The following is a 26075-nucleotide window of genomic DNA, read 5'->3' as shown; positions in this document are numbered from 1 at the left end:
CCCGGTGCGGCGAATGGCGCTGGATGGGCAAGAATTGGGCGGTCGCGCTCAGGGGGCTAGCACTTGCCCCCTACTGGCCTTCGGCCGTCTTTCCCCAGAGGGGGAAGAGCCTAGGCGCCAAGGCTCCGCCCCCCTCGTCGCGACAGGCCGCGAAGCGGCCAGGTGGGGGCAGGTGCGCGGGTCGCTAGCTCCTCAGCTTCCCGCCCGCCTTCTCGACCGCCGCCACCATCCTGGCCGACAGGGCCTCGATCTCGGCTTCGGCCAGGGTCTTCTCCCGCGGCTGGACGACCACCTCGAGGGCGACCGACTTGGAGCCCTCCGGCACGCCAGGGCCGTCATAGACGTCGAACACCCGCACCGCGGCGATCAGCGCCTTGTCGGCGCTGGCCGCGGCCTTGACCAGGTCACCCGCCGCCTTGGCCTTGTCGGCCACGAAGGCGAAGTCGCGGGTCAGGGGCATCAGCGGCGAGGGCGTGAAGGCCGGCTTGGTCTTGACCGCCTTCTTCTTCGGTTCGGGCACGGCCTCCAGGGTGATCTCGAAGCCATAGACCGGCCCGGCCACGTCCAGCGCCTTGAGCACGGCCGGGTGCAACTCCCCGAACTCGGCCAGCACCGCCTTGGGGCCCAGTTGCAGCCGCGCCGAGCGGCCGGGATGCCACCAGGGCGAGGCCGAGCCCTGGGCGGTCTGCAGGGAGGCGACCGGCGCGCCGATCTCTTCCAGCAGGGCCATCAGGTCAGCCTTCACCGTGAACACATCCTCGGCTTTGGCCTTGTCCCAGCCGCGCGGGGCGCGGGGGGCGAGGATCGCCGCGATCGTCGTCTTCTGGTCCTGCGGCCGGTCACCGAAGAACACCGGGCCGACCTCGAACAGGGCGACGTCCGGGAAGCCTTGGCGGGCGTTGCGGCCGGCCGCCTCGATCAGATTGGGCAGCAGCGAGGGACGCATGCAGTCCAGGTCCGAGGCGATCGGATTGGCCAGCATCAGGTCAGCCGCGCCGCCGCCGAACAGCTCGGCGGTAGCCTTGCTGGTGAAGCTGAAGGTCAGGGCCTCGTTGTAGCCGGCCGCCGCCAGGGCGCGGCGGGCCGTGCGGGCGCGGGCCTGCTTGACGGTCAGCACGCCGCCGACGGCGCGCGGAACCTCGGGCAGGGGCGTGGAGGGCAGTTCGCCATAGCCGGCGATGCGGGCCACTTCCTCGACCAGGTCGGCCTTGCCCTGAACGTCGCGCCGGAACGTCGGCGGGGTCACGCAGACCAGGCTCTCGACGTGGGTGGCGAACTCGGTGGTCGGCACGTCGGTTGGCGGCGACAGGGTGAAGCCCAGGTCCGTCAGGATCTTCAGCGTGCGTTCCGGCGCGATGGCCAGGCCCGACAGGGCCTCGACATAGGCCGGGTCGAACAGGATCGGGCCAGGCGCGGCCGAGGCCTCGCCGGCCACGACGACTTCCGAGGCCTCGCCGCCGCACAGGTCCAGGATCAGCCGGGTGGCCAGTTCCAGGCCGGGCACGAGTGAGCCGGTGTCGACCGTGCGGGCGAACCGGTACTGGGCGTCGCTGGCGATGCCGGTCACGCGGCCGGTCTGGGCCGTGCGGATCGGCTCGAACCAGGCGCTTTCCAGGAACACGTCAACGGTGTCGTCCGAACAGCCGGTGCTCTCGCCGCCCATCACGCCGCCCAGGCCGATCGGGCGGTTGCCATCGGCGTCGGCGATCACGCTCATCTCGGGCGTGATGTCGTAGGTCTTGCCGTCCAGGGCGATCAACTGCTCGTCATGGTGCTCGGCCGGCGAGGGCTGGTCGCCAGGAGTGACCTCGGCCCTGCCGCGACCCAGGCGCGCCTCGATCACGGTCCCGACCAGCTTGGCCGCGTCATAGGCGTGCAGCGGTCGGGCGCGGTCGTAGGAGATCAGGTTGGTGATGTCGACCAGGGTGTTGATCGGGCGCAGGCCGATGGCCTTGAGGCGATCTTGCAGCCACTTGGGCGAAGGGCCGTTCCTGACGCCGCGGATCAGCCGCCCGCTGAACACCGGGCAGGCGTCGCCGTCGACCTTGACTGTGATCGGGCAAGGGAAGGTCCCCGGCACGGGGGCGATCGACAGGTCCTTCAGCGTCCCGACGCCGGCCGCGGCCAGGTCGCGGGCGATGCCGGCGACGCCCAGCCAGTCGGGGCGGTTGGGGGTGACCTCGAAGTCGATCACGGCTTCCAGGCCCAGAGCCTGGGCGGCCGGGGTCCCGACGGCCAAGTCGTTCGGCAGCTCCAGGATGCCCTCGGAGCCGTCGTCGGCCTCCAGCTCGGAGCCCGAGCACAGCATGCCGTTGGAGACGACGCCTCGCACGGGCTTCTCGACCAGGGTGACGCCGAGGCCTGGCACATAGGCGCCGATCGGGGCGTAGACGGTGGTCAGGCCTGGACGGGCGTTGGGCGCGCCGCAGACGATCTCCTTGCGGCCGTCGACAGTGTCGACCTGACAGACGCGCAGACGGTCGGCGTTGGGATGCTGCACGGCCTCGACGATCTTGGCGACCGTGAAGGCGGCCAGCTTGGAAGCGGGATCGGTGACGTGCTCGACCTCGAGGCCGGCCATGGTCATGGCGGCGACGATTTCGGTGGCGGAGGCGGTGGTCTCAAGGTGGTCCTTGAGCCAGGAGAGGGTGAACTTCATCTACTTGGTTTCCAGAGCCAGCAACTGATCGAGGAATTGGTCGGGGCCGGTGAAGCCCAGGCCGAAGAACTCGCAGTTGATGAATTGGCAGTCCTCGACGGGGATCGTGCCGATGACCGAGGTCGGGCTGGCGGGGCGCAGCACCAGGTTGCGGACGTCGCCGCCGTTGGGGCCGAAGTTGGTGGCGTCGAAATTGACTTTGTCGAGCACCAGCATCACCGCCGGCCCCTCGATCCGGCAGTTGCGGAACGTGCGGCCCGAGATGATCCGATGGCCGGCCTGGAAATTGGCGCGGAACAGGTCGTAGAGCGACAGGTCCACGCTCTCGAACACCTTGGCGAAGGCGTCGGTGGGAACGCGGCCGGGACGGCCGCCGGATTGGAAGCTCTGGGTCATCGGGTCAGTCCACAATGAACAGCTTGGCGCCGACCGAGGTCGACGAGCGGTGGGCGGGGTCGCCGAAGTCGGAGACGTGATAGCTCATGCCGGCCGTCAATGTGGTGGTGCGGCCGTCCTTCAGTTCGCTGATCAGCTCGCCTTCCAGCACGAAGATCACATGGCCGCGGTCGCACCAGTGATCGACCAGGTAGCCGGGCGAATAGTCGACGCGGCGCAGGCGCATGTCGCCGACCTTGAGCGTGCGCCAGGTGGCGTCACCCCGCTCGCCTGGATGGACGGTGGGCTCGACCTGCGACCAGTCGATGGCCGTGAACGGGCTGACGGGCAGTTGCATCAACTGAGACCGCTGGCGGCGTTCGGCGCGGCGAAGGCGCTGAAGCCGTAGTGGTCCAGCCAGCGGACGTCGGACGCCCACATGTCGCGCAGGTCGGGCATGCCGTATTTCAGCATGCCCAGCCGGTCGACGCCCATGCCGAAGGCGAAGCCCTGGTACTCGTCCGGATCAATGCCGCAGGCGCGCAGGACGTTGGGGTGAACCATGCCGCAGCCCAGGATCTCGAGCCACGACGTGCCCTGGCCGATCTTGATCTCGCCGCCGGTGCGGTCGCACTGCACGTCCATTTCCGCCGAGGGTTCGGTGAACGGGAAGTGGTGCGGCCGGAACTGGGTGGTCACCGCGTCGGTCTCGAAGAACCGCGCCAGGAAGGTCTCCAGGGTCCACTTCAGGTGGCCCATGTGGATCCCCTTGTCGATCACCAGGCCCTCGACCTGGTGGAACACCGGGGTGTGGGTGGCGTCGTTGTCGACGCGATAGGTGCGGCCGGGCGCGATGATCCGGATCGGCGGCTTCTGCGACACCATGGTCCGCACCTGCACGGGGCTGGTGTGGGTGCGCAGCAGCATCCGCTCGCCGTCTTCCTTCGTTTTGAAGAAGAAGGTGTCGTGCATCTCGCGGGCCGGGTGCTTCTCGGGGAAGTTCAGGGCCGTGAAGTTGTGGAAGTCGTCCTCGATGTCGGGACCTTCCGCCACCGCGAAGCCCATCTCGGCGAAGATGGCGACCATCTCGTCCATGGTCTGCATGGTGGGATGGACGCCGCCGCGGCGGCGGCGCGGGGCGGGCAGGGTCAGGTCCAGGGTCTCGCTGGCCAGGCGCGCGTCGAGGGCGGCGGTTTCCAGCGCGGCCTTCCTGTCGTTCAGCGCCGCCTGCACGCGGTCCCGCAGGATGTTGATCGCCGCGCCACGTTCCTTGCGCTCGTCGGGGCTCATGGCGCCCAGGGTCTTGAGCAGGCCCGAGATCGAGCCGGTCTTGCCCAAGGCGGCGACGCGCACGGCGTCGAGGGCGGCGAGATCGCCGGCGGCGGAGACTTGCGCCAGCACGTCGGCTTCGAGGGAGGTGAGATCGGTCATGACGGGGTGGGTCTAGCGATACGAAGTGAGTTCGTCACTCAGGTTGATGAGGATCGGCGTCAAAGCCGCTCGAGTTCGACGGTCATGGGGACGTTCCAGCCGCCGATATTGTCGTGCAGGACGATCACGGCCTTGTAGACGCCCTTGGGGTCCTTGGTCTCGAAGCTCATCTTCGGCACGGCCCGGATGTTGTCGAAGATGGCGTCCGGCAGGGTCACAGGGCCTTGATAGGCCGGCAGGTCCTTCAACGATCCGCCTTCGAGAGTCTTGCCGTCGGGACCGATGAAGTCGACGTCGAAGGTAACGTCGATGCGTCCTTGGGAGTCGCGTTGCGGGCCCTTGAACATCAACTTCAACGCCGCGATCTCACCGACCTTCAGGGCGTCGATCTTGGTCACTCGCGGCGTCTCGCTGGGCGGCTTCTCGAACTCGGAGGCTTGGCTGTCGGGGATCAAGATCGCCACGGCGGACACCGGGCCGTTCTTGTAGGGCAGAGCCTCGGCCTGTCGCGGCGTCGGCGGTGCACGGAGCGCGGGCGGTGCGACGTCGGCCTGGGCCGCCGGAACGACCGTCGCGGCTAGCGCCAGCGCCGCGAGCGCGCCGATTGTCTTGCGCATGCTCATCACGTCCTCCATCGCCCGCTTCCGGGCGGAATTCGATCGACGACCTGTCTAGGGCGTCTTGAAGCGTTTCAAAACCCCGCCGCGAACCGTAGGGCGGCCACACGACGCGCAGCAAAAAACCCTCCGGTTCGCACCGGAGGGCTCTTCAGATCGCAATCGGGACGAACCCGAAAAAGACCTTAAGCGGCCAGGGCGGCGCGGACCTTGTCAGCGATGGCCTTGAACGCGACCGGGTCGTTGCCCGCGATGTCCGAGAGGACCTTGCGGTCGATCACGATACCCGCCACGTCCAGGCCGTGGATAAACTGCGAGTAGGTGAAACCCTCGACGCGAGCGCCGGCGTTAATGCGTTGGATCCACAGCGAACGGAAGGCGCGCTTGCGCACCTTGCGGTCGCGATACGCGTATTGGCCGGCCTTGTCGACGGCGGCCTTGGCGGTGCGGATGGTGTTCTTGCGGCGGCCGTAGAAGCCTTTCGCCTGTTCAAGAACCTTCTTGTGCTTGGCGTGGGCGGTGACGCCACGTTTAACGCGAGCCATGTGTCAGCGCTCCTCTTAAAGGCCGTAGGGCAGGTACGAACGGATGGTCTTGGCGTCAGCCTCGCTCATCACCTTCGTTCCGCGGTTTTGGCGGATGTACTTGCCGTTGTGGCCGATCAGACGGTGGCGCTTGCCGGCGACGCCGGCCTTCAGCTTGCCCGTGGCGGTGATCTTGAAGCGCTTCTTCGCGCCCGACTTGGTCTTCAACTTAGGCATTTCGCGTCGGAGCGTTTAACGGCCCCGTCCTCTAGAGAAGCATGACGAACCGCCATGGCATGCCAAACTGGCCAGGCGGTTCCGGAAAGGCGGGGTTAGTACGGGAAAGGGCCGGAGAAGGCAAGCGCCGTCTCCGTCCCTTCGCCGGCGCCCGCTGAGCCTAGTTCGGCGGGTTGTTCTTCTCGAGGAAGGTGACGGTGGCCGACAGCATCTGCTGGCGGGTGGCCTCGCGAGAAAGCCAGTGGTCCTCTTCGCGGAGATCCACGAACTCGACGGGCTTGCCGGCCTTCTCCAGGGCGCGGCGCATGCCCGTGCTCTGCTCGTAGCGCACGACGGTGTCTTCCTTGCCGTGGATCAGCAACACCGGGCCGTCGGCCTCGGAGGCGTGGCGCTCGGGCGAGCGCTCGTCGAGCTTGGGATCGTTGGCCGAAGTAACCCCGAAATAGCGCTTGTCGTGGCGCACGATCGGACTCTCCTCGCGATAACGCAGAATTTCGAAATTGATCATCTGTCGCACGTCGCCGATGCCCGCCACCGACACGGCGCAGCGATAGACGCCCTTATCCATCGTGATGCCGGCCAAGGCGGCGTAGCCGCCGTAACTGGCGCCCGTGATGCACACGCGCTTGGGATCGATGATCCCCTGCTTGGCCAGGAAACGCACGCCATCCGACAGGTCGGTCTGCATCTTCCCGCCCCACTCGCCGTCGCTGGCGCGGATGAAGCCATGGCCGCGTCCGGTGGAGCCGCGGAAATTGGGTTGCAGCACGGCATAGCCGCGCGAGGCCAGGGCCTGGGCCCACCAGTCGAAGCCTGCCTCGTCGCGGGCCTGCGGTCCGCCGTGGGGCAGGACGATCAGGGGCAAGCCCTTGGCCACCTTGCCCTGAGGCAGGGTGAGATATCCCTCGATCATCAGGCCATCGGCGGCCGCATATTTGATCGCCCGTACTTCGGCGACGTCGCCGCCGGCGAGGCCGGGATAGGCCGAGCCGACCTTGCTGAGCTTCTTGGCGGTGAGATCCAGCAGATAGTAACCGCCGGGCTCGCCTGTGCCTTCGACATAGGCCACGATTTTTGTGTAGTCGGGCGTATGCGACTGCAAAGTCATCTGGCGGCCAGGGAACACGCTAGTGATCATCGACCAGGCGGCGGCGAGGCGGGGCTCGTCGAAGTGATATTGTCTGTAACCGGCGTCGGTGACCGTGCCGATCACGTGATTGGAATTGTCCGAGACGATGCGGAACGGCTGGTCGGGGCCGTAGAGTTCGCCCAGCTTGCCGTCGGCGATTGAGACATTGGCCAATCGATATTCGCCAGTCTTCTCATCTTGGATCGTCATCACCACGGACTTCTCGTCCAGGGACAAACCCCGCATTGCGGGGCCGTCGAGCGGCGCGGTCGTAACATAGCCGTCGACCCACTTACCGTTCTTGCGCAGCTCCATCGCCCATCGCGCATTCTCGCGATGATAGGTCGTGCGAGCGATCACCGTGCCGTCGGTCTTGAACAGGTAGTCGCCGGTCTCGGTGTCGCCCATCTGCACCATGGCGGCGATGCCGGTGTCGAGATCGACGCGATACAGGTCAAAGCGCCCCGCCTGCCACGACTTGGCTTCCTCGCCGGCATAGAACTGGGTGAACACCGTAGGCTTGCCGTCCACGACGCCGCCGATTGGGTCGGAGCTGAGGACGTTGTTGATCGTCTCGTACGAGCGCTTGGGAATCTGGACCGAGGCTCCGGTCTTGATGTTGATACTCGTCGCCTGGAACTGTTCGCCAACATAGGTGACGTATTCGATAGCCTGGGTGCGCGAGACCTCGGCCACCACGTGGCCGGGATCGGCCCACATGACGCCCCGCATCTTGACCTTGCCGAAGTCGACGGACTGCACTTCGCCGCCGTTCAGCGGCTGGATGATCACCCGGCTGGTCCCGCCGTCATGGGCAATATAGGCCAGATTGGCGCCGTCGCTTGAGATCTCGACGTCCGAGATCGCCGGCAGACGGCCATAGGCTTCGAGCGGCCCGGCCAGGGCGGCGCTCGACGAGACCAGCACCGTCAAGGCGACGCCGGCGAACAACTTCAACATGCAAAACCCCCAACTCAACGTGCAAGGCTTAGCGACGCACGGTGAAGCTGTCGAGGGTCAGGCGGCGGCCTTGACCCGGTTTTCGATGGTCCAGGCGAAGGCCACCGCCGGCAGCATCAGCGCCGCGCCCAGCCAGTAGGGCCCGCCGACCACCAGGCCGAACAGCGGGCCGGCCAGCATCGGTCCGGTCATGCGGGCCAGCGAGCCGGCCGCCATGTTCAGGCCCAGCATGGCGCCCTGCTTGTCGGACGGGGCGGCGCGCGAGATCAGGGCGGCCACGCAGGGGAAGACCAGGGACTGGCCGAACGCCGTGCAGCCCACGACCACCGGCACGAAGGCCGAGGTGGGGACGAACGGCGTCAGGCTCAGGCTCACGGCGATGATCGCCAGCCCCGTGGTCAGCACCTTGGCCTCGCCGAACCGCCGCGCCAGCCGACCGGTGATCAGCCCCTGGCCGACCGAGGCGATGATCCCGATCACCGCGAAGCACAGGCCCACCTGCTTCGGCCCCCAGCCGAACCGCGCCTGGGTCCACAGGCCGAACACCGATTCCATGCCGGCGAAGGCGGCGGTGGAGATCAGGGTGACCAGCAGCACGCGCGACAGCACGGGATGGCCGGCCGCGGCGGCCAGATGGTCGCGCCGACGCTCCACGGGGGCGTCCTTGTGGCTGGGCGCGCGGCTCTCGACCACGAACAGGAAGACCCCCAGGGCGGCGATCGCGGCCAGGACGGCGGCGGTCAGCAGCGGGATCTGGAAGGCCAGGCGGCCGGTGTCGGAATGGCCGAAGGCCTCGGCCAGGCCCGGCAGCAGGCCGCCCAGGGTAGGGCCGACCACGAAGCCCATGCCGAACGCCGCGCCCAGCAGGCCCATGCGGCCGGCGCGCTTTTCGGGCGGGGTGACGTCGGCCATGTAGCCCTGGATTGTCGAGATGTTGCCGCTGCCAAAACCGCTGGCCAGGCGGATGGCGAAAGCCCAGGCGATGTTCGGCGCGAAGGCCAGCGCCAGATAGGACAGGGTGTTGGCCAGGATGGTGACGATCAGCACCGGCCGCCGGCCGATGCGGTCGGACAGGCGTCCCCAGAACGGCTCGGCGATGAACTGCCCCAGCGAATAGGCCGAGAACATCGCCGTCACCTGCCAGGCGCTGGCGTTCAGCGACTTGGCGTAGAAGGGCAGCAGCGGGATGACCAGGCCGAAGCCCACCAGATTGATGAACACCACCAGCAGCAGGACATAGAGCGCGCGAGGACTGGCGTCCGGCGTCTTCGCGGCGGCGGGGGCGGGCGAGGCGGTCGGCGTGTTCATCAGGCGGCGCGGTTTACGCCTCATCGCCCGCCGTGGCGACCGCTATCGGAGATTTCAGATAGCGGTCGTTCAGTCGCGTCGGATGGTCCGTCAGTTCGGCGGGTTGTTCTTCTCCAGGAAGTCGACCACCGAGGTCAACATCTGCAGGCGAGTGGCGCCGCGCGACAGCCAGTGATCCTCCCCGGTCAGAGTGACTAGCTCCACCGGCTTGCCGGCCTTCTTCATGGCGCTGGCCATGATCGTGCTCTGGACATAGGGCACGACCGTATCGTCCTTGCCGTGGATCAGCAGCAGGGGGATCTCGACCTTGTCGGCCATCTTGGCCGGCGAAATCGCGGCCAGGTCGGGGTCCTTGAGGCCGTCGGCCCCCATGAACCGCAGCCAGTAGCGCAAGGTGGAATTGTTGCTGGATTCAAAGCGGCTGTTGCTGTCGACCAGCATCCGCTTCAGGTCGGCGGGGCCGGCGACCGAGGCGGCGCAGCGATAGACGCCGGGGTCCATTGTCGCGCCCGCCAGGGCGGCGTAGCCGCCGTAGCTGGCGCCGACGATACAGACGCGCTTGGGATCGATCGTCCCCTGCTTGGCCAGAATGCGAACACCGTCCGACAGATCGGTCTGCATGGCCTTGCCCCATTGGCCGAAGCCGGCCTGGACGAACTTCCAGCCAAAGCCTTCCGAGCCTCGGAAATTGGGCTGCAGCACCGCATAGCCGCGCGAGGCCAGGGCCTGGCTCCACCAGTCGAAGCCCAGGGTGTCGCGGCCTTCCGGACCGCCGTGCGGCAGCACCACCAGCGGCAGGTTCTTGGCCGCCTTGCCGCGCGGCAAGGTCAGGTAGCCGGTGATCTCCAGGCCGTCGGCGGCCTTGTATTTGATCGGCTTGACCTCCGACACGCCCTCGGGCGTCAGGTCCTTGTAGACTTCGGCCAGGAAGCGGGCGCTCTTGGCGTTGAGGTCAACCAAGGCGTAGGCGGGGCCCATGGTCGGGGAATCGACCTGGACCACCACCTTGCGCCGATCGTCGGACCACGAGACCAGGGAAACTTGATCCCCGGCGAAGGCCTTGACCACGGCGTTCCAACTGGCCTGGGCCTTGGCGTCGAAGAAGGTGTAGTGGCGCTCGTCCCCCACCAGGCTGAAACCGCCCACCAGGCGGGAGCCGTCCGGCGCGTGGATCAGGCTGTCGTAGGTGTCGCTGTCGGGCACGACGGCGTGGCTGCCATCCAGGGCGTATTCGTGCAGCACGGTCTTGTCGGTGTCTTCGCCGTCGTTCATCCAGACCAGCACGGTCTTGCCGTCGCGGCCGATGCCGCTGAGCCCGCGGGAGCCCATCTTGGAGATGGTCTTCTCCGCCGTGATCCAGCCCTTGGCGGTCTTGATCCTGAGGCTCCAGGCGCCCTGCTTCTGGTCGTAGAGCGATTGGGCCAGCGGCTGTCCCTCGGGAGAAACCAGCCAGTCGTCGGTGTCATCGCTCCCGCCGCTGTCCAGCATCCGGGTGACGCCGGTCTTCAGGTTGACCTTGTAGAGCGTGTTCCAGCCGCGATTGTCATTGAAATGAACGCCCTCGACAAAGGCGTAGGGCGCGCCGTCGATAAACCGGACATCCGGCGTCTCCAGGATCACGTTCATCGCGTTTTCCTGGTTGGCCATCAGCGCGGTTTGCTTGTGGGTGATCAGATTGTAGTCGAACCCCATCAGATATTCGCGCTTCGGCCCGGCCAGACCAAACACCTCGGCCGCCATCGAAGTGGTGACGAGCACGTGCTCGGGCCCCGCCCATTGCAGGGCGCGCAGCTTCTTGTCGCCGAAGTTCAAGGCGGCCAGCGCCTTGCCGCCTTCCGCCGCCTCGCGGATCACCATCATCCGCTTCTCGCCGTCGGTGAGGGAGATGGCCAGCTTCGTCCCGTCCGGCGAAATCTCGACCTGCTCGACATTGGGCAGACCGCCATAGACCGAGAGCGGCGTGACCTCGGCCGATGCGGCGACGGCGCAGACGGCCGCGGCCATGACGAAACCGGCCGTTGCGGCGGCCAACCCATTCTTCGACACGCGTAGATCCCCCAAACTCCGCTTAAATTAGCAAAGCTCGCCCTACTGTCGAGCTTGTTTGCGTCGTCTGGTTGCGCGAGGGGCCAAGAAAAACGCCCCGACCTTGCGGCCGGGGCGTTCTGCAGAACTTGGCGGAAAGCGCCGATTCCTTAGCGCGGGGCCAGGATCATGATCATCTGGCGGCCTTCCATGCGCGGCTCGTACTCGACCTTGGCCACTTCTTCGAAGTCGGCCTTGACCTTGAGCAGGAGCTTCATACCCAGTTCGGGGTGCGCCATTTCCCGGCCCCGGAAACGCAGGGTCACCTTGACCTTGTCGCCTTCCTCGAAGAACCGGTGCATCGACTTGGCCTTCACGTCGTAGTCGTGAATGTCGATGTTGGGGCGCAGCTTGATTTCCTTGAGCTCGACGATCTTCTGCCGCTTGCGAGCCTCGTTCTTCTTCTTCTGCTCCTGGAACTTGAACTTGCCGTAGTCCAGGATCTTGCAGACTGGAGGGTTCGCGTTCGGCACGATCTCGACCAGGTCCAGGCCGGCTTCCTCGGCCGCTTCCAGGGCGGCGGAAATCGGCATCTCGCCTTGCTTCTCGCCGTTCTGGTCGATCAGCAGGACGCGGGGGACCCGAATGTCTTCGTTGATACGCGGACCATCCTTGACGGGCGGCGTTTGCATAGGACGGCGAATAGGGCGGCTCCGGTGTTGTTTTAGGGCTTTTTGCCGCCGGACCTGATGATCCGGAAGCGTATCGTTGAATGAGTTCGCGCGGAGTCCAGGGGACGCCGCGTTCGCAAGTGATATATGACGAAGGACTCCCGCGCTATCAAGGCGCATGCGCGTCCAAGGCCCGCCTTTTAAGGGGCGGACGCGTCAAGAAGGGGCCAAGGGGGCGAAACGTCGAGGTCGGGACGACCTTCCCTCCAGTCGCGATCCTTTCCGCCCGTCCATGAACACGCCGCCCGCCACCGCCCGCCACACCCCGATCGAGGACGTCCACGCCCTGCTGATCGGCTCCAGCTTCATCGCCGTGGGCCTGACCCTGCTGAAGGCGGCCGGCCTGACCACGGGCGGGATGGCGGGCGTGGCCCTGATCCTCTCCTATCTGACCCACTGGCCGGTCGGGGTGCTGTTCTTCCTGCTGAACATCCCGTTCTACGTGCTGGCCCAGCGCACCCTGGGCTGGATGTTCACCGGCAAGACTCTGGTCACCAACCTGCTGCTGGCCGGCCTGGCCCTGGGCATGCCGGCCTGGCTGAAGATCACGACGGTCGATCCGGTCTTCGCAGCGATCTTCGGCGGCACGATCCTGGGCATGGGCATCCTGGCCCTGGCGCGGCACAAGTCCAGCGTCGGCGGGATCGGGGTGCTGGCTCTGTGGCTCCACGAAAAGCGCGGGATCAGCGCGGGCAAGGTGCAGATGGCCTCCGACTGCCTGATCGTGGCCGCGGCCTTCGCCGTGATCAGCTGGGACAAGCTGCTGCTGTCGATCCTCTCGGCGGTGGCGCTGAGCGCGGTGATCATCGCCAACCACAAGCCGGGACGATACGAGGGCTACTAGATGGATCCTCCCCGGAGGGGGAGGTTCTCAGCGCGGCAGCAGCGCGATCGCCGCGCTGGCCACGGTGCTGACCGGCAGGGCCTTCAGGTCCGGCGAGCGGATCACCGTCACGTGGCCGCGGGGGCCGCACAGCTCCGGGTCCGAGGCGTCGGAGAACAGGGCGATAGTCGGGGCGCCGGCCGCCGCCAGCAGGTGGGTCGGGCCGGTGTCGTTGCCGACGGCCAGGACCGCCTTGGCGCCCAGCACGGCCAGCTGGGCGAAGTCGGTGCGGCCGGTCAGGTCGCGGGCCTGGCCCACGGTCTTCTGGATCTGCCGGGCCATGGCGCTTTCCTGCGGGCCGCCGATGATCACGATGTCCAGGCCCCGCGCCTTCAGCAGGGCGGCGAGCTGGGCGTAGCTTTCTGTCGGCCAGCGCTTCTCGGGGCGGTGGGCCGAACCGCCGGGCACCAGCAGCACATAGGGACGCGGAGCCGCGGCGCTGGCCACGGGGCGCGTCTCCTTGGTGCGGCGCAGGATCCAGGACAGGTCCGGGGCAGGGGCGGCGCCCGGCGCGGTGGGGGCGTCGGGCCAGATGCCAGCCTGCTTCAGCTGGTCGGCCTGCCGTTCCAGGGTGTGCATGTGGTAGCGCGCCTTGCCGCGCTGGGGCAGGGCGCAGCCGGCCGCGATGCCCGACCATTGCGGCGGGAACGGCCGCAGGGCCTGGAAGTACCAGTTGGTGCGGCTGTTGGTCTGCAGGTCGTAGACGCGGTCGTAGCGGGCCTGGCGCAGCCGGCTCAGCATGGCGGTCAGTTCGCCGAAGTCGCTGGGCCGACCGTCGGTCTCGACATTGTTGAAGTAGGGGGACAGCTTGGCCAGGGCTTCGAAGGGCGGGGTGGTCAGCAGGGTGATCTTGGCGCGCGGATGGGCTTCGCGGATCTTCTTCATCGCCGCCAGGGCCAGAACGAAATCGCCGAGGGCGCCTAGTTTGATCACCAGGACCTTCTTGATTTCCTTGCTCAACGCTTCGTCTCCAGAACCCGTGCGTAGACCTTGAGCGTTGCTTCGACCATCGCGTCAACCGAATAGAGTTTCCGGGCCCGCGCGCGAGCGGCCATGCCCATGACCTGGCGCCGGGCCGCCCCCGACTCGCAGGCGTTGGACAGGGCTTCGGCCCAGGCCTCGGGGTCGCCGGGCTTGACCAGCCAGCCCGTCTCGCCGTTGACCACGGTCTCGCGCGCCGCCCCGTGGTCGGCGGCCATCACCGGCTTGCCCATCACTTGCGGCTCGACCGCGGTGCGACCAAAAGCTTCCGGCTCCAGCGAAGGGGCGATGGCCAGGTCCGCCACCAGATAGGCGGCCGGCATGTCGTCGCAGTGGCCGACCAGCCTGACGCTGTCCTGCAGCCCGGCCTGGGCGATCATGTGCTCCAGCTCCGCGCGATAGGCCTTGCGGCCCTGGTCGTCGCCGACCAGCAGCAGCAGGATGCGGGTGTCGGAGATCGCCTTCAGCCGCGCCATGGCCTCGATGACCAGGGCCTGGCCCTTCCACCGGGTCAGGCGGCCGGCCAGCAGCACCTTCAGCCGTCGGTCCTCGGTCTGGACGCCCCAGGCGTCGCGCAGCGTCTTGACCCGCTCGGCCGAGACCAGGCCGGGCTCGAAGCGGGTCAGGTCGACGCCGCGCGGGATGGCCACCACCCGGTCGGCGGGAACGCCATGCTCGGCGATCACATGGGCGCGGGTATATTCCGAATTGGCGATCACCAGGTCGCCCTTGGTCATCACCGCGTTGTACCAGCGCTTGAGGTTGGATCTGGCGTTGTAGACGCCGTGATAGGTGGCCACGAACGGCACCTTGGTGGCGTGGGCGGCCCACAGGGCGCTGAAGGCCGGGGCGCGCGAACGGGCGTGGACCAGGCTCACCTTTTCGCGCCGGATCAGGTCGATCATCCGCGCGGCGTTGCCCAGCATGATCAGCGGGTTCTTCGACTGGGCCGGCATCTGGGCCAGGCGGCCGCCGTCGGCCTCCAGCCGCGCGGCCATGCGGCCGCCCTTGGTGGCGACCAGGGCCTTGCCGCCCTGGGCGATCACGCCGTGGGCCACGTCGATGGTCGTCTGCTCGGCGCCGCCGGTTTCCAGTTCCGGGGTCACCTGCAAAAGCGTGAAATCGTCGGGGAGGATGGACACGCGTTGCCCTAACGAGGTTTGAGGGGTCGTAGTTACCGAAATGAACAAGGCCGCGCCATGACCGATTCCCTTCAGCACCTCGTTCGCAACGACAATCTGCGGTTGGCGTACCGCGTCGTCCATGGATCCCAACCCACGGTCGTGTGGCTGGGCGGGTTCCACTCCGACATGACCGGGACCAAGGCCCAGGTTCTGGCCGACCAGGCGCGGGCGACCGGCGGCGGCTATATCCGCTTCGACTATTTCGGCCACGGCGAGTCGGACGGCGCCTTCGAGGACGGCACGATCACCCGCTGGCGCGAGGACGCCCTGGCGGTGATCGACGCGCTGACCGAGGGACCACTGGTGCTGGTGGGCTCGTCGATGGGCGGCTGGCTGGCCTGCCTGGCGGCCATCGCCCGGCCCGACCGGGTCAAAGCCCTGGTGCTGGTCGCCCCCGCGCCGGACTTCACCGAGAAGCTGATGGCGCCGGAACTGTCGGAAGAAGCGAAAGCGGCGATCGCCCGCGACGGCCGCTGGGTCCGGCCGTCCGAGTACGACGACGGCGGCTATCCGATCACGCGCGCGTTGCTGGAGGATGGAGCGCGCTGGTCGATCCTGCCAGGGCCCGTGCCAATCGAGGTTCCGGTGCGGGTGCTGCAGGGCGGCGCCGATCCCGACGTGCCCTGGACTCACGCCCTGGAGCTGGCCAACGCCCTGAACGCCGACGATGTGGTCTTCACACTGGTCAAGGACGGCGACCACCGGCTGTCCCGGCCGCAGGACCTGGAACGGCTGATCGCGGCGGTGGCCGAGGCGCGGGGGCTGGCAGAGCCCGTCGAAGACGATCCGGTGGCCCGCCGGTTGGCTCGGGCCGCCCGGGCCCGCGCGGCGGGCCAGGCGCCCGCGACCGCGTGGGCGGCGGCCGACATGGGGCCGGACGAGGAATAGCTGGCCTTTTGCGGCGTCAGTCGTATGGTGTGTTCACGATTTGTTCGAGAAGGCCGATGGCGAAATCCGCTCCTCTTCGCATTGAGCTCGACAGCGATCTTGATCGGCGACTGTCCGAGGTCGCGGAAGTCATGGACCAGCCCAAGACGGCGCTCGTCGAGCAAGCCGTGCGCGATTTCCTCGAAGTGCGCGATTGGCAGGACGCCGCGATCGACGAAGGCTTGCGGGCGGCCGAGGAAGGCCGGGTCTTCGAACACGACGAAATCGTTGAATGGGTCGCTTCTTGGGATACGCCGAACGAACGGCCTATGCCCACGCGCGACCGACGCATGCGCGTCGTCTGGACCGAGCCGGCTAAGCGCGATCTTGCCTCCGCTCGGGCGTAGAGCGCCCAAGATCGCCCATTGCAGCGGCGGGTCAGATCCAGCGGATCGTCACGGTTGTCGGGCGACTTAGCGACTTTCCCAACATTGGTCGGCCGGGGCGCCGCGGTGGCGCGCGCGAACTCGTTGTTCCTGGAGGCCCCTTCATCGTCGCGTACAAGGTCCGTGGCGAGGAGATCGAGGTTCTCAGGGTCTTCCATGGCTCTCGCCGCTGGCCGGATAGCCTCTAACGGCCCGCCGCCAAAATCGCCGCCAAGCCCTCCCGATACGTCGGATACTTCGGCCGCCAGCCCAGCTCGGCCTTGGCCAGGGCGTTCGAGACGCGCTTGTTCTCGGCGTAGAAGCGCCGGGTGGCGGGCGAAAGGCCCAGTTCGTTGAACGGCAGGTCGGGCGGCACGGGAACGCCCAGCAGGCTGGCGGCGTGCTCCATCACGTCCTGGGGCGGGGCGGGTTCGTCATCGACCAGGTTGTAGACGCCGCCGGCCCGGGGCTTGTCCAGCGAGGCCAGCAGACCCGAGACGATGTCCTCAAGGTGGATGCGGCTGAACACTTGGCCCGGCTTGACGATGCGGCGGCCCTCGCCGGCCCGCAGGCGGTCCAGGGCGCTGCGGCCGGGACCGTAGATGCCGGGCAGGCGGAAGGTGGCCACCGTCAGCCCCATGCCGCGCCCTACCTGGCGCCAGTCGCGCTCGGCGCCGACGCGGCGGGCGCCCTCGACCGACTGGGCCTTCAGGGGCGAGCTCTCGAACACCCAGCGGCCCTCGAAGTCGCCATAGACGCCGGTGGTCGACAGGTAGCCGATCCAGTCGGGAAAGGCCTCCGCCGCCGCCAAGGCGGGGATCGTCGCCTCAAGGCCCGGGCAGCCCTCGGCGGTGGGCGGGGCGGTGACCAGCACGGCGTTGACGCCGGTCAGGGCGGCGGTCATGGCGGCGCGGTCGTCGGCGTCCACGGGCTCGATCCCCAGGGCGCGCATTTCCGCGGCGCGCTCGGCGTCGCGCGCCGTCGCCGCAACGCTCCAGCCCCTGGCCATCAGCGCCTCGGCGAAGGCCTGGCCGACATAGCCCAATCCGAACACGAACAGACGCAAGACGCTCAAATCCCCGAAACGAAGGGGCGATTGAGCGGACAAAACGAGCGTTCGCGCAAGAAGAAGATCCTCCTCCCGTGTACGCGATTGGGGACAGGCCCATGGGCCTGTCCCCGGCCGAGGACCGCCGGTCCCGCGTGTTGTCCACAATGACGCGCTCGAACCCGCGTCAGACCGCTTGCCAACCGCAAGGCGCTCTGCCATAAGCCGCCTCCTCGTCGCGGGGCGCTGTTTCAGCCCTCGCCGATGCGGGCGTAGCTCAGTGGTAGAGCACAACCTTGCCAAGGTTGGGGTCGAGAGTTCGAATCTCTTCGCCCGCTCCATTTTCCGGTTCTCCGGCGATGGAACGAGACCCGAAATATCCCGGATGCGGGCGTAGCTCAGTGGTAGAGCACAACCTTGCCAAGGTTGGGGTCGAGAGTTCGAATCTCTTCGCCCGCTCCAATTTCCCTTCCAGAATTTGAAGCGTGACGCATCCGGCCGAGGCCTGATAGGCCTATGGAACCCGTTGCGCGGGCCGCCGTTGCTGATCGGTGATCACCTGCTGAGCGGGTGACGGGCTGGGGTGCTGGACCATGACTGAATACGTTCTTCGACGCTTGCGCGCGGGCCGTCTGGTGACGATCGTGGCGGTGCTGGCCTTGGCCGGCTCCGCCCAGGCCCAGACGCACGCCAAGCCCGACTATCCGATCAAGAAGCCCGCGACCTCGGCGCCGGCGTCCGAGCCGGCGCCTGACAAACCCGACAAGAAGGATGCGGACAAGCCGGAGGGCGAGGAGTCCGGCTGGACCCAGGCGCGCAAGAAATCCGTCGAGATCGGCACCCAGCCGGCGCGCGACGTCGGCGTCATGAAGCGCCAGATCCCGCCGATCCTGATCACGGCGCAGGAAGATCCCTACAGCCTCAAGGGCCTGAAGACCTGCAAGCAGCTGGCCGCCGAGGTCACGAACCTCAACGAGGTGCTGGGCCCCGACTATGTGGTCGGCAATGAGCTGAAGGAGAATCGCGCCGGCAAGCTGGCCGAGGCCGGCGGCAAGACGGTGATCAACACCATCATCCCGTTCCGCAGCATCGTGCGAGAACTGACCGGCGCGGCCCCGGCCGATCGCCGCATGAACGCCGCCGTCGACGCCGGCCTGGCGCGGCGCGGCTTCCTGCGGGGCGTGCACGCCAAGCAGAAGTGCCGCACGCCGTTCTAGCGGCGGCCTCTTCCGCTCAGCCTTCTAGCCGGCGGCGATTCCTGATCTAACCTTCGCGGTGAACCTGCGGAGTTTCCGATGTCCAAGCGCGTCCTTCTGGGCCTCGCCATCGCCCTGGCCCTGAACGGCGCCGCCGTGGCCGCGACGCCCAAGGCCGACGCCGCGAGCGCGTCCGAGCGCCTGGCCCAGGCGGTCAAGGCCTACGAGGCGTCCGGCGCGGGCGAGGATGACGGCGAGGGCGGGGCTGACGACGCTTCGCGCTTCAGGTTCCCGCCGGTCGGGCCCAAGGCCGACGCCGACCGCAAGGCTCTGCTGGCCTCGGCCCGCCAGTCCCTGAACGGCGTCGACCTGTCCGCCCTGACGGCGAACCAGCGGCTGACCCACGCCATCCTGAAATGGAGCCTGGACGAGCGGCTGGAAGGCCTGTCATTCGACGAGGCCCGGATGCCGTTCAGCACCGACGGCGGCTTCGACGTCATCCTGCTGTACCGCGCCAACGGCATGCGGCTGAAGTCCGAGGCCGAGGCCCGGCAATGGATCGCCCTGCTGGCCCAGACGCCCGATTGGTACGCCGCCAACATCGCCAACGCCCGGCGCGGGGTGGCGACCGGCTTCGTCCAGGCTGTCCCCACCGCCCAGGCCGTGCTGGACCGGGCCCGGCGCACGGCCGCCACGCCCCTGGCGGATGATCCGCTCCTGGTCCCGCTGCGCAACCTGCCGGCCAGCCTTCCCGCCGAGCGCAGGGTCGCCCTGCTGGCCGAGGGAACCCGGATGGTGACCGACAAGGTCGCCCCGGCCCGCGCCGGCTTCGTGACCTTCATGGAGACCGAATACGTTCCCCACGCCGCCAGGAGCCTGGCGGTGTCGGACCTGCCCGAGGGCCAGCGCTACTACGCCTTCCTGGTGCGCCGCCACACGACCACGATCCTGACCGCCGACCAAGTCCACGCCCTGGGCCAGTCGGAGGTGGCGCGCATCCGGGCGCGGATGGAGGTCGTGATGAAGCAGGCCGGCTTCCAGGGCGACCTGCCGGCCTTCATCGCCTATCTGCGCAAGGATCCGCGCTTCTACGCCACCAGCCGCCAGCAACTGCTGGAAAAGGCCAGCGAGATCGCCAAACGGGCCGACGACCAGTTGCCCGCCCACTTCGGGACCCTGCCGCGCCTGACCTACGGCGTGCGGCCCGTGCCGGCCAGCATCGAGCAGGGCTACACCACCGGCCGCTATTTCGGCGGCGACCCCAAGACCGGCCGGGCCGGCGGCCTGATGATCAACACCTCGGCCCTGGACCAGCGGCCGCTCTACGAACTGCCCGCCCTGGTGCTGCACGAGGGCGCGCCGGGCCACCACATCCAGACCTCGCTAGCTCAGGAACAGACCGGCGTTCCGGACTTCCGCAAGACCATCTATTTCAACGCCTATGGCGAAGGGTGGGGCCTCTATTCCGAATGGCTGGGCGAGGAAATGGGGCTCTATCGCGACCCCTATGAGCTGTTCGGCCGGCTGTCCTACGAGATGTGGCGCGCCTGCCGGCTGGTGGCCGACACCGGGATCCACGCCAAGCACTGGACGATCGACCAGGCCAAGGCCTGCTTCCTCGACAACACCGCCCTGTCGCCGACCAATATCGACGTCGAGGTGGCCCGCTACGTCTCCTGGCCCGGCCAGGCCCTGGCCTACAAGGTGGGCGAGTTGAAGATCCTGGAGCTGCGCCACCGGGCCGAGGCGGCGTTGGGCGACCGCTTCGACGAGCGCGCCTTCCACGACGCGGTGCTGCTGAACGGCTCGTTGCCGCTGGCGGTGCTGGAGGCGAAGATCGACGCTTGGATCGCCGAGCGGCGGAAGGGGTAGGAGGGGCTACAAGCCGGTCCTGAAGGCTTGGGCGATCAGGTCGCGCACCGGCGCGGAAGCATGCGAGTACAATACGATGTTCCCCGCCGGCAGGGGAGGAAGCTCGCCTTGCCGCCTCTGAAGGCCCGGCGGGAGGGTTTCAGGGCCGAAGGCGCTGACGCCCAGGCCCTCGCGCACGGCCGCCTGCAAACTCAGCACAGAGCCGCCCTGAAAGCTGAAGCGCCAGGAGATCCCAGCCTGGTCAAGCGCCTTGGTCATCGCCGCCTTGACCCCGCATGGGCCTCGCAGAGCCACGAGATCCACGCCGCCGGCGAGATTTGCGCCCGAGGTCGCGCCCGCCCAGACCAGTGGCTGACGCAGGAGCAGCGCGCCCTCACGTCGACTGGCGTCTTGCCTGACGATCGCCGCATCGGCCTCGCCGCCGTCGAACACCGCGCGCATCTCGGCCGACAATCCCGTGACGACCTCGACCTCGACGAGCCGCTGGCGAGCCTGCAGCGCCTTGACGATCTCGGCCAGCCGACCTCCGGCGGCGTGATCGCTGACCGCCAGGCGCAGGCGCGCCATCGGCGCCGCACCCCCCGTGTTCATCTCATCCAGCGTCAGGTCGTTGAGGCGAAGAATCTCGCGCGCGCGCCCCAGGAACGCTTGTCCCGCCGCGGTCAGGCCTAGATTGCGCGGCGTCCGGGACAGCAGCCGGGCGCCGAGCGCGCGTTCAAGCTTATCGATGCGGACGCTGATCGCCGATTGTGTGGCTCCGAGGGCCTCGCCCGCAGCGGTGAAGCTCCTGAAGTCCACGGCGGCCACGAAGGCTCGAATCTGAGTGAGATCCAGATCTCGCATCGGCATTCCAATTCGTAATCATTGCGACAATTTAAATGTCGTTGTGGAATGTATGGCGTCCCTCATATTTGGTCCACCCCAGCCCATCAGGAGGTTCGAATGCCGATCATCACCGTTCACGTCGCCCCGACGCGCGACATGTCCGATCTGGAGCAAAAGGTGGCCCACCGGGTCGTCGACCTCGTCAGTCGCATCCTGCGCAAGCCCGCCGAGGTCACGGCCGTGATCGTCGAGCGGGTGAACCCCGCCGTCTGGTTCGTGGCCGGCCGTTCGCTGCTGGATCAGGACAAGGCGAGCTACTGGCTATCGGTGAAGGTCGTGGACGGCACGAACACGAAGGACGAGAAGGCGCAGTTCCTCTCCGCCCTGTTCGAGGCGATGGGCGACCTGTTGGGCGATCTGCACCCGGAGAGCTACGGCTATGTGGAAGAGGTCTTCGCCGACAGTTACGGCTTCGGCGGCGTGACGCAGGAGCGTCGCTATGTCGAAAAGGTGCTGGCGGGCGCGGCGGGACGATAGGCGTTCCGGGCTTCGGGCGAAAGCACCGCGCCTGGAACCCGCCGTCAAAACCCCCTATCACCCCGCTAAACAAGGGGACCCCACCACATGGCGCGCATCACCGTCCTGGGCGAATGCATGGTCGAGCTGTCGCCGGAGGGCGAGGGGCTGCACCGGATGGGGTTCGCCGGCGACACGTTCAATACCGCCGTCTACATGGCGCGGCTGGGCGACGCGGTCGCCTACTGCACGGCCCTGGGCAAGGGCGACCCGTTCAGCGACGGCGCCCTGGCCGCCATGCGCCGCGAGGGGCTGGACACCCGCCTGGTGCGCGAGGCCGAGAACCGCCTGCCGGGCCTCTACGCCATCGTGCTGGACGACAGCGGCGAGCGGAAATTCCACTACTGGCGCGAGCGGGCCCCGATCCGCGACCTGTTCTCGCAGCACACCGCCGACCAGCTGATCGCCGCCGCCAAGGCCAGCGACCTGGTCTATCTGTCGGGCGTCACCCTGGCGGTGATCGGCGACATCGGCCGGGCGCGGCTGAAGGACATCCTCGCCTATGTCCATTCCCTGGGCGTGGCCGTGGCCCTGGACTTCAATTATCGCCCGGCCCTGTGGGCCAGTCCCGAGGCGGCGCGGGAAGCCCTGGACGGCGTCGTGCCCGCGTGCCGTTACGTGTCGCTGAGCAGCGAGGACAGCCGCCCGCTGTACGGTCGCGAGGCCGAGGACCTGGCCGTCGAATGGGCCGCTCCAGGAACCGGGTTTGGGGCCGAGGTGGTGGCGCGGGACGAGAGCCATGCGGTCAATGTCCATACCCCCGAAGGGCGGATCGCCACGCCCGCACCGGTCAGGGTCAAGGCTCTGGACACCACCGGCGCGGGCGACAGCTTCAACGCCGCCTACCTGTCCTCGCGCCTGGCCGGCCTGCCCGTCGAGACCGCCGTTTCGCGGGGCCACGACCTCGCCGCGGCGGTGGTCGCCTGCAAGGGCGCGATCATCCCGCCGCCCTCTATGCCCGTTTGGTCGCGGGGATAGAGAGCGGTCGGCCTCAACGCAATCAAAGGTTTATATTCCTACTAGACGCGCGTAATAGGAAAGTTATCCTCACTGCCGGAATATCGACCTAGACTCAGGGTCGAAGGGCGTCACGGGGACGCCGTTTCGCAGGGGGAAGCCGATGCTGGCTCAAGCTCTCGAGGATCTGTGGGCGATCTCGCCCGACCCGCGCCGCGACCGGTTGACGGCCGCGTTCATCACCCACGCCGTGGCCCTGGCCACCGGGGTTTCGCCGTCCGACATCGCCTCGGCCAAGCGCACCAGCAAGGCGGCGGCGCGAGCCCGGCAGATCGCCATCTATCTGGCGCATGTCAATTTCAACTGGCCGCTGATCCGGGTGGCCTTCGCCTTCAACCGCGACCGCAGCACCTGCGGCTACGCCTGTACGCGCATCGAGGACATGCGCGAGAACGCCGACTTCGACGCCCGGATGAGCGTGCTGGAGGCCTGCGTGAAACAGGCGCCCGACACCATCCCCGAACTGACCCAGATCGGTATCGAACAAGGCTTGGGACGATGAGCGCCGCGTTCGAGCGGGCGCTGGAGGCCGAGCGCCTGGCCGCCCGCGCCGAGCGGCTGCTGCGGCGGCCAGGGGCGCTGATCGAGGTCAAGGGTCTGGGCTATGTGGTCCGGTTCGGACCACGCCGCGCGGCCATGCTGACCGTGGACGAGGCCGCCTTCCGCGTGCTGGCCCGCGACGGCGCCCTGGCTCCGCGCCGGGAAGGCGGCTGGCGGCTGGTCAAGCCGCTGGCCCCGCCGAGCCCGCCGCCGGGACGTCCGGGGGTGATCGAGGGCGAGCGCGTGGTGATCGAGGGCAGCAGCGAGCACGTGGTGCTCAAGGCCAATCTCGGCGAGTCGCCCCTGGCCTGGCTGGCTCGGCGCGGCGGGCTGGAGCCGGTGGAGATCTGCGCCGGCGAGCGGTTGCGCGAGGATTTCCAGAAGGCCGGCACGGTCGGCCACCTGACCATGAACTGGGACGCCCAGCCGCGCGGAAGCGGTAGCGGCCAGGGGCCGGAACCGGCGCTCCGGGCCAGGGCGGCCAAGGACCGGATCGCCGCGGCCCTGGCGGCGGTCGGCCCCGGCCTGCGGGAGATGCTGGAGCGGGTGTGCCTAGCGGAAACGGCCCTGCAGGTCGCCGAACGCGAACTGAAGCTGCCCAGGCGGGCGGGCAAGACGGTGCTGAAGCTGGCGCTGCAGCGGCTGGCGATGCACTACCGGATGGTTTGAACAGACGCCTTTCCCTCCCCTTCATGGGGAGGGTGGCCTCCGAAGGAGGTCGGGTGGGGCTTGGTGACTCGGCAGACCCCACCCACCAGCTTCGCTGGTCCCCCCTCCCCATGAAGGGGAGGGAAGAGCCAGAAATTGAAATGCTCCGACTAAGACCTAGTGCTTCAGCATGTGCTTGATGTCGCGCATCTGGTCGTGGCCGGACTTGACCGAGGTCCAGGCCTTTTCGATCGCCGCGCGGGTCTGGGGCTGGACGTCGCTGTCCTGGAGGGCCTTTTCGAACTTAGCCTTGATATAGTCCTCGCCGGACTCGACCTCGTTGACCACGGCCTCGTCGCCCTTGGTCAGGCTGTCCTTGAGATTGACGAAGGCGCGGTGGGCGGCGGCCAGGATGGTGCCGTCGTCCTTGGCCTCGCCGCCCAGCCGGCGGACCTCGTCCTGCAGCTCCGAGGCCACCGAGCGGCGTTCCTGGGCCCGTTGCTGGAACAGGGTCTTGAAGCGGACGCCGTCGGCGTCCTTGGCGGCTTCCGCATAGCCGTCGGCGCTGTCGATGGTGGTCTCGACCAAGCTGTTGACGAGCTTGATGTGGTCTTCGTTGGTGTGGGGCATGAAGGCTCTCCGTGAAAGAGGACCGGCCTGGCGCCGGTCGGCCGTGGAGGGGGGACCGGCCTAACGCGGGCCGGCCGCGAAAGGTTCGATGCGGGGCTTCAGCGGAGCTTTCAGTGCGGACGGACCGGCAGCTTGCTGCCCAGGAAGCTCCAGGCGGTGGTGGCCGCGGCGATGGCCGGACCGCGCGTGCGGCGGTTGAGCAGCAGCACGGCCACCGCGCCGGCCCCGAGCACGGCCAGGGCGACCGGGACCTTGCGGCCCGCCAGGGTGATCTTGCCCTGGGCGTCGGGTCTCAGCGCGTAGTCGGCCGGCGGCGAGACCGCATAGGGGTCGGCGGGCGTCTTCTGGAACAGGCCCGAGACCTTGTCGGAGAGCGTGGACAGCAGACCCTGCCGCGCTTGGGCGGGCGTGCCGTAGGAGGCGTCGTAGGCGGCCATGGGAAGCTCCTTGGAAAGTGGAAGCTTCGATAACGCGGGGCCGGCGGGGTTGATCCCGCACGGCCCTCGCCGCCGGGGCGATCCCGGCGACGAGGGCGGCGTCGGTCGCTAGCGCAGGCCGCCGGAGACGACGATCACCTCGCCGGTCACCCAGCCGGCGTCGGCCGAGGCCAGGAAGGTCGCCACCGGAGCGATGTCGGTCGGCTGGCCCAGGCGGCCCAGCGGCGTCTGGGAGACCAGGTGCTTTTCGAAGTCGGTGCCGATGATGCCGGCGTCGTGCACGCCTTCGGTCTCGGTGCCGCCGGGGCTGATGGCGTTGACCCGGATGTTGCGCGGGCCCAGCTCCTTGGCCAGGATCCGCGTGATGGCGTTCACCGACGCCTTGGTGGCGGTGTAGACCGAGGCCGTGGGCAGGTTCAGCTCCACGGCGTTCGAGCTGATGTTGATGATGCTGCCACCCAGCGGGCCGAACTGACGGGCCGCCTCCTGGCTGGCCAGCAGCAGGCCCAGCACGTTGGTGTCGAACTGGCGGCGGAACTCGTCCTCGGTCACCTCGTCCAGCGGGGCGAAACGATAGACGCCGGCGTTGTTGACCAGCACGTCTACCGCCCCGAACGCGGCCTTGGCCTCGGCGAACAGCCGGGTCACGTCGGCCCCCTTGGACACGTCCCCCTGCACCGCCACGGCCTTGCCGCCGGCGGCGACGATCTCGGCCACCACCTTGTCGGCGCCCTCGCGGCTGGTGGCGTAGTTGACGACCACGGCCGCGCCTTCGGCGGCCAGCGCCTTGGCGACGCCGGCGCCGATGCCCTTGGATGCGCCGGTCACCACGGCGGTCTTGCCTGAAAGCTTGCTCATCGAATTCTCTCCATGCCGCCTCGTGGCGACACTTCGATAGTTAGATGATCATCGAAACGATTCAAGGCGCGGAGCCTGATGAAAAAGCGATG

Annotated in this window: 27 protein-coding genes, 2 tRNA genes and 1 pseudogene; 12 read left to right on the top strand and 18 right to left on the bottom strand. The window is 68.0% G+C overall.

The features are described 5' to 3' along the window. Positions 1 to 184: 184 nt before the first annotated feature. The 11 genes from pheT to infC form a co-directional block, all read right to left on the bottom strand. Entirely contained in the window at positions 185 to 2659 is a 2475-nt protein-coding gene (gene pheT / locus G3M57_RS17365) for a phenylalanine--tRNA ligase subunit beta (protein WP_163231964.1), read from the bottom strand. After that, positions 2660 to 3055, bottom strand: a complete 396-nt coding sequence (locus G3M57_RS17360) for a hypothetical protein (RefSeq protein ID WP_056762860.1) — start codon at positions 3053 to 3055, stop codon at positions 2660 to 2662. It lies immediately after the preceding gene. 4 nt (positions 3056 to 3059) lie between these two features. Then, on the bottom strand, positions 3060 to 3392 hold the full coding sequence (locus G3M57_RS17355) for a DHCW motif cupin fold protein (protein WP_163231962.1): 333 nt from the start codon (positions 3390 to 3392) through the stop codon (positions 3060 to 3062). Beyond that, the gene (gene pheS, locus G3M57_RS17350; RefSeq protein ID WP_163231960.1) at positions 3392 to 4465 is read right to left on the bottom strand and encodes a phenylalanine--tRNA ligase subunit alpha; all 1074 of its coding nucleotides are present in this window, start codon (positions 4463 to 4465) and stop codon (positions 3392 to 3394) included. Before pheS ends, G3M57_RS17355 begins: the two co-directional genes overlap by 1 nt. A 59-nt stretch (positions 4466 to 4524) precedes the next feature. Then, the gene (locus tag G3M57_RS17345; protein ID WP_163231958.1) at positions 4525 to 5082 is read right to left on the bottom strand and encodes a hypothetical protein; all 558 of its coding nucleotides are present in this window, start codon (positions 5080 to 5082) and stop codon (positions 4525 to 4527) included. Between the two features lie 185 nt (positions 5083 to 5267). Next, entirely contained in the window at positions 5268 to 5627 is a 360-nt protein-coding gene (rplT, locus tag G3M57_RS17340) for a 50S ribosomal protein L20 (protein WP_035072778.1), read from the bottom strand. 15 nt (positions 5628 to 5642) lie between these two features. Next, positions 5643 to 5843, bottom strand: a complete 201-nt coding sequence (gene rpmI / locus G3M57_RS17335) for a 50S ribosomal protein L35 (protein ID WP_018061454.1) — start codon at positions 5841 to 5843, stop codon at positions 5643 to 5645. Positions 5844 to 6003: 160 nt separating this feature from the next. Continuing rightward, on the bottom strand, positions 6004 to 7932 hold the full coding sequence (locus G3M57_RS17330; protein WP_163231956.1) for a S9 family peptidase: 1929 nt from the start codon (positions 7930 to 7932) through the stop codon (positions 6004 to 6006). A 57-nt stretch (positions 7933 to 7989) separates the two neighbouring features. After that, positions 7990 to 9240: an MFS transporter gene (locus tag G3M57_RS17325; RefSeq protein ID WP_163231954.1), complete on the bottom strand. Its 1251-nt coding sequence runs from the start codon at positions 9238 to 9240 to the stop codon at positions 7990 to 7992. A gap of 90 nt (positions 9241 to 9330) precedes the next feature. Then, positions 9331 to 11244, bottom strand: a complete 1914-nt coding sequence (locus tag G3M57_RS17320) for an alpha/beta hydrolase family protein (RefSeq protein ID WP_163233776.1) — start codon at positions 11242 to 11244, stop codon at positions 9331 to 9333. A gap of 191 nt (positions 11245 to 11435) precedes the next feature. After that, positions 11436 to 11957 carry a translation initiation factor IF-3 gene (infC, locus tag G3M57_RS17315; protein WP_035072784.1) on the bottom strand — a complete coding sequence of 174 codons (522 nt, stop codon included), beginning with the start codon at positions 11955 to 11957 and terminating at the stop codon, positions 11436 to 11438. A 271-nt stretch (positions 11958 to 12228) separates the two neighbouring features. Between infC and G3M57_RS17310 the strand changes: the two genes are divergently transcribed. Then, positions 12229 to 12840 carry a YitT family protein gene (locus G3M57_RS17310; protein WP_163231952.1) on the top strand — a complete coding sequence of 204 codons (612 nt, stop codon included), beginning with the start codon at positions 12229 to 12231 and terminating at the stop codon, positions 12838 to 12840. A gap of 27 nt (positions 12841 to 12867) precedes the next feature. Here the strand turns inward: G3M57_RS17310 and G3M57_RS17305 are convergent, their stop codons facing one another. Continuing rightward, on the bottom strand, positions 12868 to 13839 hold the full coding sequence (locus G3M57_RS17305; RefSeq protein ID WP_163231950.1) for a glycosyltransferase family 9 protein: 972 nt from the start codon (positions 13837 to 13839) through the stop codon (positions 12868 to 12870). Then, positions 13836 to 15002 (bottom strand): glycosyltransferase family 4 protein, encoded by a 1167-nt coding sequence (locus tag G3M57_RS17300; RefSeq protein ID WP_163231948.1) that lies wholly within the window; start codon positions 15000 to 15002, stop codon positions 13836 to 13838. The genes G3M57_RS17305 and G3M57_RS17300 overlap by 4 nt, the downstream gene beginning before the upstream one ends. A 57-nt stretch (positions 15003 to 15059) precedes the next feature. On the opposite strand from G3M57_RS17300, the gene G3M57_RS17295 reads away from it, so the two are divergent. The 3 genes and pseudogenes from G3M57_RS17295 to G3M57_RS27550 all read left to right on the top strand — a co-directional run bounded on the left by G3M57_RS17295 (position 15060) and on the right by G3M57_RS27550 (position 16545). Then, complete coding sequence (locus G3M57_RS17295) at positions 15060 to 15932, top strand: alpha/beta fold hydrolase (protein ID WP_056762828.1); 873 nt, start codon at positions 15060 to 15062, stop codon at positions 15930 to 15932. A 56-nt stretch (positions 15933 to 15988) separates the two neighbouring features. After that, positions 15989 to 16255 (top strand): annotated as a pseudogene (locus G3M57_RS17290) (CopG family ribbon-helix-helix protein); the annotation flags it as partial. 80 nt (positions 16256 to 16335) lie between these two features. After that, on the top strand, positions 16336 to 16545 hold the full coding sequence (locus tag G3M57_RS27550; protein ID WP_156402446.1) for a type II toxin-antitoxin system RelE/ParE family toxin: 210 nt from the start codon (positions 16336 to 16338) through the stop codon (positions 16543 to 16545). Here G3M57_RS27550 and G3M57_RS17280 read toward each other — a convergent pair. Beyond that, positions 16542 to 17402, bottom strand: coding sequence for an SDR family oxidoreductase (locus G3M57_RS17280; RefSeq protein WP_163231946.1), 861 nt, complete (start codon positions 17400 to 17402; stop codon positions 16542 to 16544). The two genes, G3M57_RS27550 and G3M57_RS17280, sit on opposite strands and share 4 nt — an antisense overlap. A gap of 248 nt (positions 17403 to 17650) precedes the next feature. Between G3M57_RS17280 and G3M57_RS17275 the strand changes: the two genes are divergently transcribed. The 4 genes from G3M57_RS17275 to G3M57_RS17260 all read left to right on the top strand — a co-directional run bounded on the left by G3M57_RS17275 (position 17651) and on the right by G3M57_RS17260 (position 20452). Further along, positions 17651 to 17725: transfer RNA gene (locus tag G3M57_RS17275), tRNA-Gly, on the top strand. A 46-nt stretch (positions 17726 to 17771) separates the two neighbouring features. Further along, positions 17772 to 17846, top strand: a tRNA-Gly gene (locus G3M57_RS17270). A gap of 131 nt (positions 17847 to 17977) precedes the next feature. Continuing rightward, entirely contained in the window at positions 17978 to 18601 is a 624-nt protein-coding gene (locus G3M57_RS17265) for a hypothetical protein (RefSeq protein ID WP_056762821.1), read from the top strand. A 78-nt stretch (positions 18602 to 18679) separates the two neighbouring features. Further along, positions 18680 to 20452: a DUF885 domain-containing protein gene (locus G3M57_RS17260; RefSeq protein ID WP_163231944.1), complete on the top strand. Its 1773-nt coding sequence runs from the start codon at positions 18680 to 18682 to the stop codon at positions 20450 to 20452. 6 nt (positions 20453 to 20458) lie between these two features. On the opposite strand, the gene G3M57_RS17255 is transcribed toward G3M57_RS17260, so the two are convergent. Continuing rightward, positions 20459 to 21295 carry a LysR family transcriptional regulator gene (locus tag G3M57_RS17255; RefSeq protein ID WP_163231942.1) on the bottom strand — a complete coding sequence of 279 codons (837 nt, stop codon included), beginning with the start codon at positions 21293 to 21295 and terminating at the stop codon, positions 20459 to 20461. Positions 21296 to 21394: 99 nt separating this feature from the next. Between G3M57_RS17255 and G3M57_RS17250 the strand changes: the two genes are divergently transcribed. From G3M57_RS17250 to G3M57_RS17235, 4 genes are all read left to right on the top strand, one after another. Then, positions 21395 to 21814 carry a tautomerase family protein gene (locus G3M57_RS17250; protein ID WP_163231940.1) on the top strand — a complete coding sequence of 140 codons (420 nt, stop codon included), beginning with the start codon at positions 21395 to 21397 and terminating at the stop codon, positions 21812 to 21814. 87 nt (positions 21815 to 21901) lie between these two features. Further along, positions 21902 to 22831 carry a sugar kinase gene (locus G3M57_RS17245; protein ID WP_163231938.1) on the top strand — a complete coding sequence of 310 codons (930 nt, stop codon included), beginning with the start codon at positions 21902 to 21904 and terminating at the stop codon, positions 22829 to 22831. 142 nt (positions 22832 to 22973) lie between these two features. Beyond that, positions 22974 to 23372: a helix-turn-helix domain-containing protein gene (locus tag G3M57_RS17240; RefSeq protein WP_056762810.1), complete on the top strand. Its 399-nt coding sequence runs from the start codon at positions 22974 to 22976 to the stop codon at positions 23370 to 23372. Further along, entirely contained in the window at positions 23369 to 24079 is a 711-nt protein-coding gene (locus G3M57_RS17235) for a DUF6456 domain-containing protein (RefSeq protein WP_056762808.1), read from the top strand. The genes G3M57_RS17240 and G3M57_RS17235 overlap by 4 nt, the downstream gene beginning before the upstream one ends. 156 nt (positions 24080 to 24235) lie before the next feature. On the opposite strand, the gene G3M57_RS17230 is transcribed toward G3M57_RS17235, so the two are convergent. The 3 genes from G3M57_RS17230 to G3M57_RS17220 form a co-directional block, all read right to left on the bottom strand. Next, positions 24236 to 24688: a PA2169 family four-helix-bundle protein gene (locus tag G3M57_RS17230; protein ID WP_056762806.1), complete on the bottom strand. Its 453-nt coding sequence runs from the start codon at positions 24686 to 24688 to the stop codon at positions 24236 to 24238. Positions 24689 to 24798: 110 nt separating this feature from the next. Next, positions 24799 to 25125: a hypothetical protein gene (locus tag G3M57_RS17225; protein WP_056762804.1), complete on the bottom strand. Its 327-nt coding sequence runs from the start codon at positions 25123 to 25125 to the stop codon at positions 24799 to 24801. A gap of 108 nt (positions 25126 to 25233) precedes the next feature. Further along, positions 25234 to 25983: a glucose 1-dehydrogenase gene (locus G3M57_RS17220; RefSeq protein ID WP_056762802.1), complete on the bottom strand. Its 750-nt coding sequence runs from the start codon at positions 25981 to 25983 to the stop codon at positions 25234 to 25236. Positions 25984 to 26075: the final 92 nt, after the last annotated feature.

This window comes from Caulobacter rhizosphaerae (assembly GCF_010977555.1).
Lineage (GTDB): Bacteria > Pseudomonadota > Alphaproteobacteria > Caulobacterales > Caulobacteraceae > Caulobacter > Caulobacter rhizosphaerae.
The sequence above is the reverse complement of the archived record's forward strand: the minus strand, read 5'-3'. Positions and strand labels throughout refer to the sequence as shown.

Coding starts and splice junctions, on each gene's coding strand:
- pheT (WP_163231964.1), bottom strand. CDS start 2,659: ATGAAGTTCACCCTCTCCTGGCTCAAGGACCACCTTGAGACCACCGCC.
- G3M57_RS17360 (WP_056762860.1), bottom strand. CDS start 3,055: ATGACCCAGAGCTTCCAATCCGGCGGCCGTCCCGGCCGCGTTCCCACC.
- G3M57_RS17355 (WP_163231962.1), bottom strand. CDS start 3,392: ATGCAACTGCCCGTCAGCCCGTTCACGGCCATCGACTGGTCGCAGGTC.
- pheS (WP_163231960.1), bottom strand. CDS start 4,465: ATGACCGATCTCACCTCCCTCGAAGCCGACGTGCTGGCGCAAGTCTCC.
- G3M57_RS17345 (WP_163231958.1), bottom strand. CDS start 5,082: ATGCGCAAGACAATCGGCGCGCTCGCGGCGCTGGCGCTAGCCGCGACG.
- rplT (WP_035072778.1), bottom strand. CDS start 5,627: ATGGCTCGCGTTAAACGTGGCGTCACCGCCCACGCCAAGCACAAGAAG.
- rpmI (WP_018061454.1), bottom strand. CDS start 5,843: ATGCCTAAGTTGAAGACCAAGTCGGGCGCGAAGAAGCGCTTCAAGATC.
- G3M57_RS17330 (WP_163231956.1), bottom strand. CDS start 7,932: ATGTTGAAGTTGTTCGCCGGCGTCGCCTTGACGGTGCTGGTCTCGTCG.
- G3M57_RS17325 (WP_163231954.1), bottom strand. CDS start 9,240: ATGAACACGCCGACCGCCTCGCCCGCCCCCGCCGCCGCGAAGACGCCG.
- G3M57_RS17320 (WP_163233776.1), bottom strand. CDS start 11,244: ATGGCCGCGGCCGTCTGCGCCGTCGCCGCATCGGCCGAGGTCACGCCG.
- infC (WP_035072784.1), bottom strand. CDS start 11,957: ATGCAAACGCCGCCCGTCAAGGATGGTCCGCGTATCAACGAAGACATT.
- G3M57_RS17310 (WP_163231952.1), top strand. CDS start 12,229: ATGAACACGCCGCCCGCCACCGCCCGCCACACCCCGATCGAGGACGTC.
- G3M57_RS17295 (WP_056762828.1), top strand. CDS start 15,060: ATGACCGATTCCCTTCAGCACCTCGTTCGCAACGACAATCTGCGGTTG.
- G3M57_RS17265 (WP_056762821.1), top strand. CDS start 17,978: ATGACTGAATACGTTCTTCGACGCTTGCGCGCGGGCCGTCTGGTGACG.
- G3M57_RS17260 (WP_163231944.1), top strand. CDS start 18,680: ATGTCCAAGCGCGTCCTTCTGGGCCTCGCCATCGCCCTGGCCCTGAAC.
- G3M57_RS17255 (WP_163231942.1), bottom strand. CDS start 21,295: ATGCGAGATCTGGATCTCACTCAGATTCGAGCCTTCGTGGCCGCCGTG.
- G3M57_RS17250 (WP_163231940.1), top strand. CDS start 21,395: ATGCCGATCATCACCGTTCACGTCGCCCCGACGCGCGACATGTCCGAT.
- G3M57_RS17245 (WP_163231938.1), top strand. CDS start 21,902: ATGGCGCGCATCACCGTCCTGGGCGAATGCATGGTCGAGCTGTCGCCG.
- G3M57_RS17240 (WP_056762810.1), top strand. CDS start 22,974: ATGCTGGCTCAAGCTCTCGAGGATCTGTGGGCGATCTCGCCCGACCCG.
- G3M57_RS17235 (WP_056762808.1), top strand. CDS start 23,369: ATGAGCGCCGCGTTCGAGCGGGCGCTGGAGGCCGAGCGCCTGGCCGCC.
- G3M57_RS17230 (WP_056762806.1), bottom strand. CDS start 24,688: ATGCCCCACACCAACGAAGACCACATCAAGCTCGTCAACAGCTTGGTC.
- G3M57_RS17225 (WP_056762804.1), bottom strand. CDS start 25,125: ATGGCCGCCTACGACGCCTCCTACGGCACGCCCGCCCAAGCGCGGCAG.
- G3M57_RS17220 (WP_056762802.1), bottom strand. CDS start 25,983: ATGAGCAAGCTTTCAGGCAAGACCGCCGTGGTGACCGGCGCATCCAAG.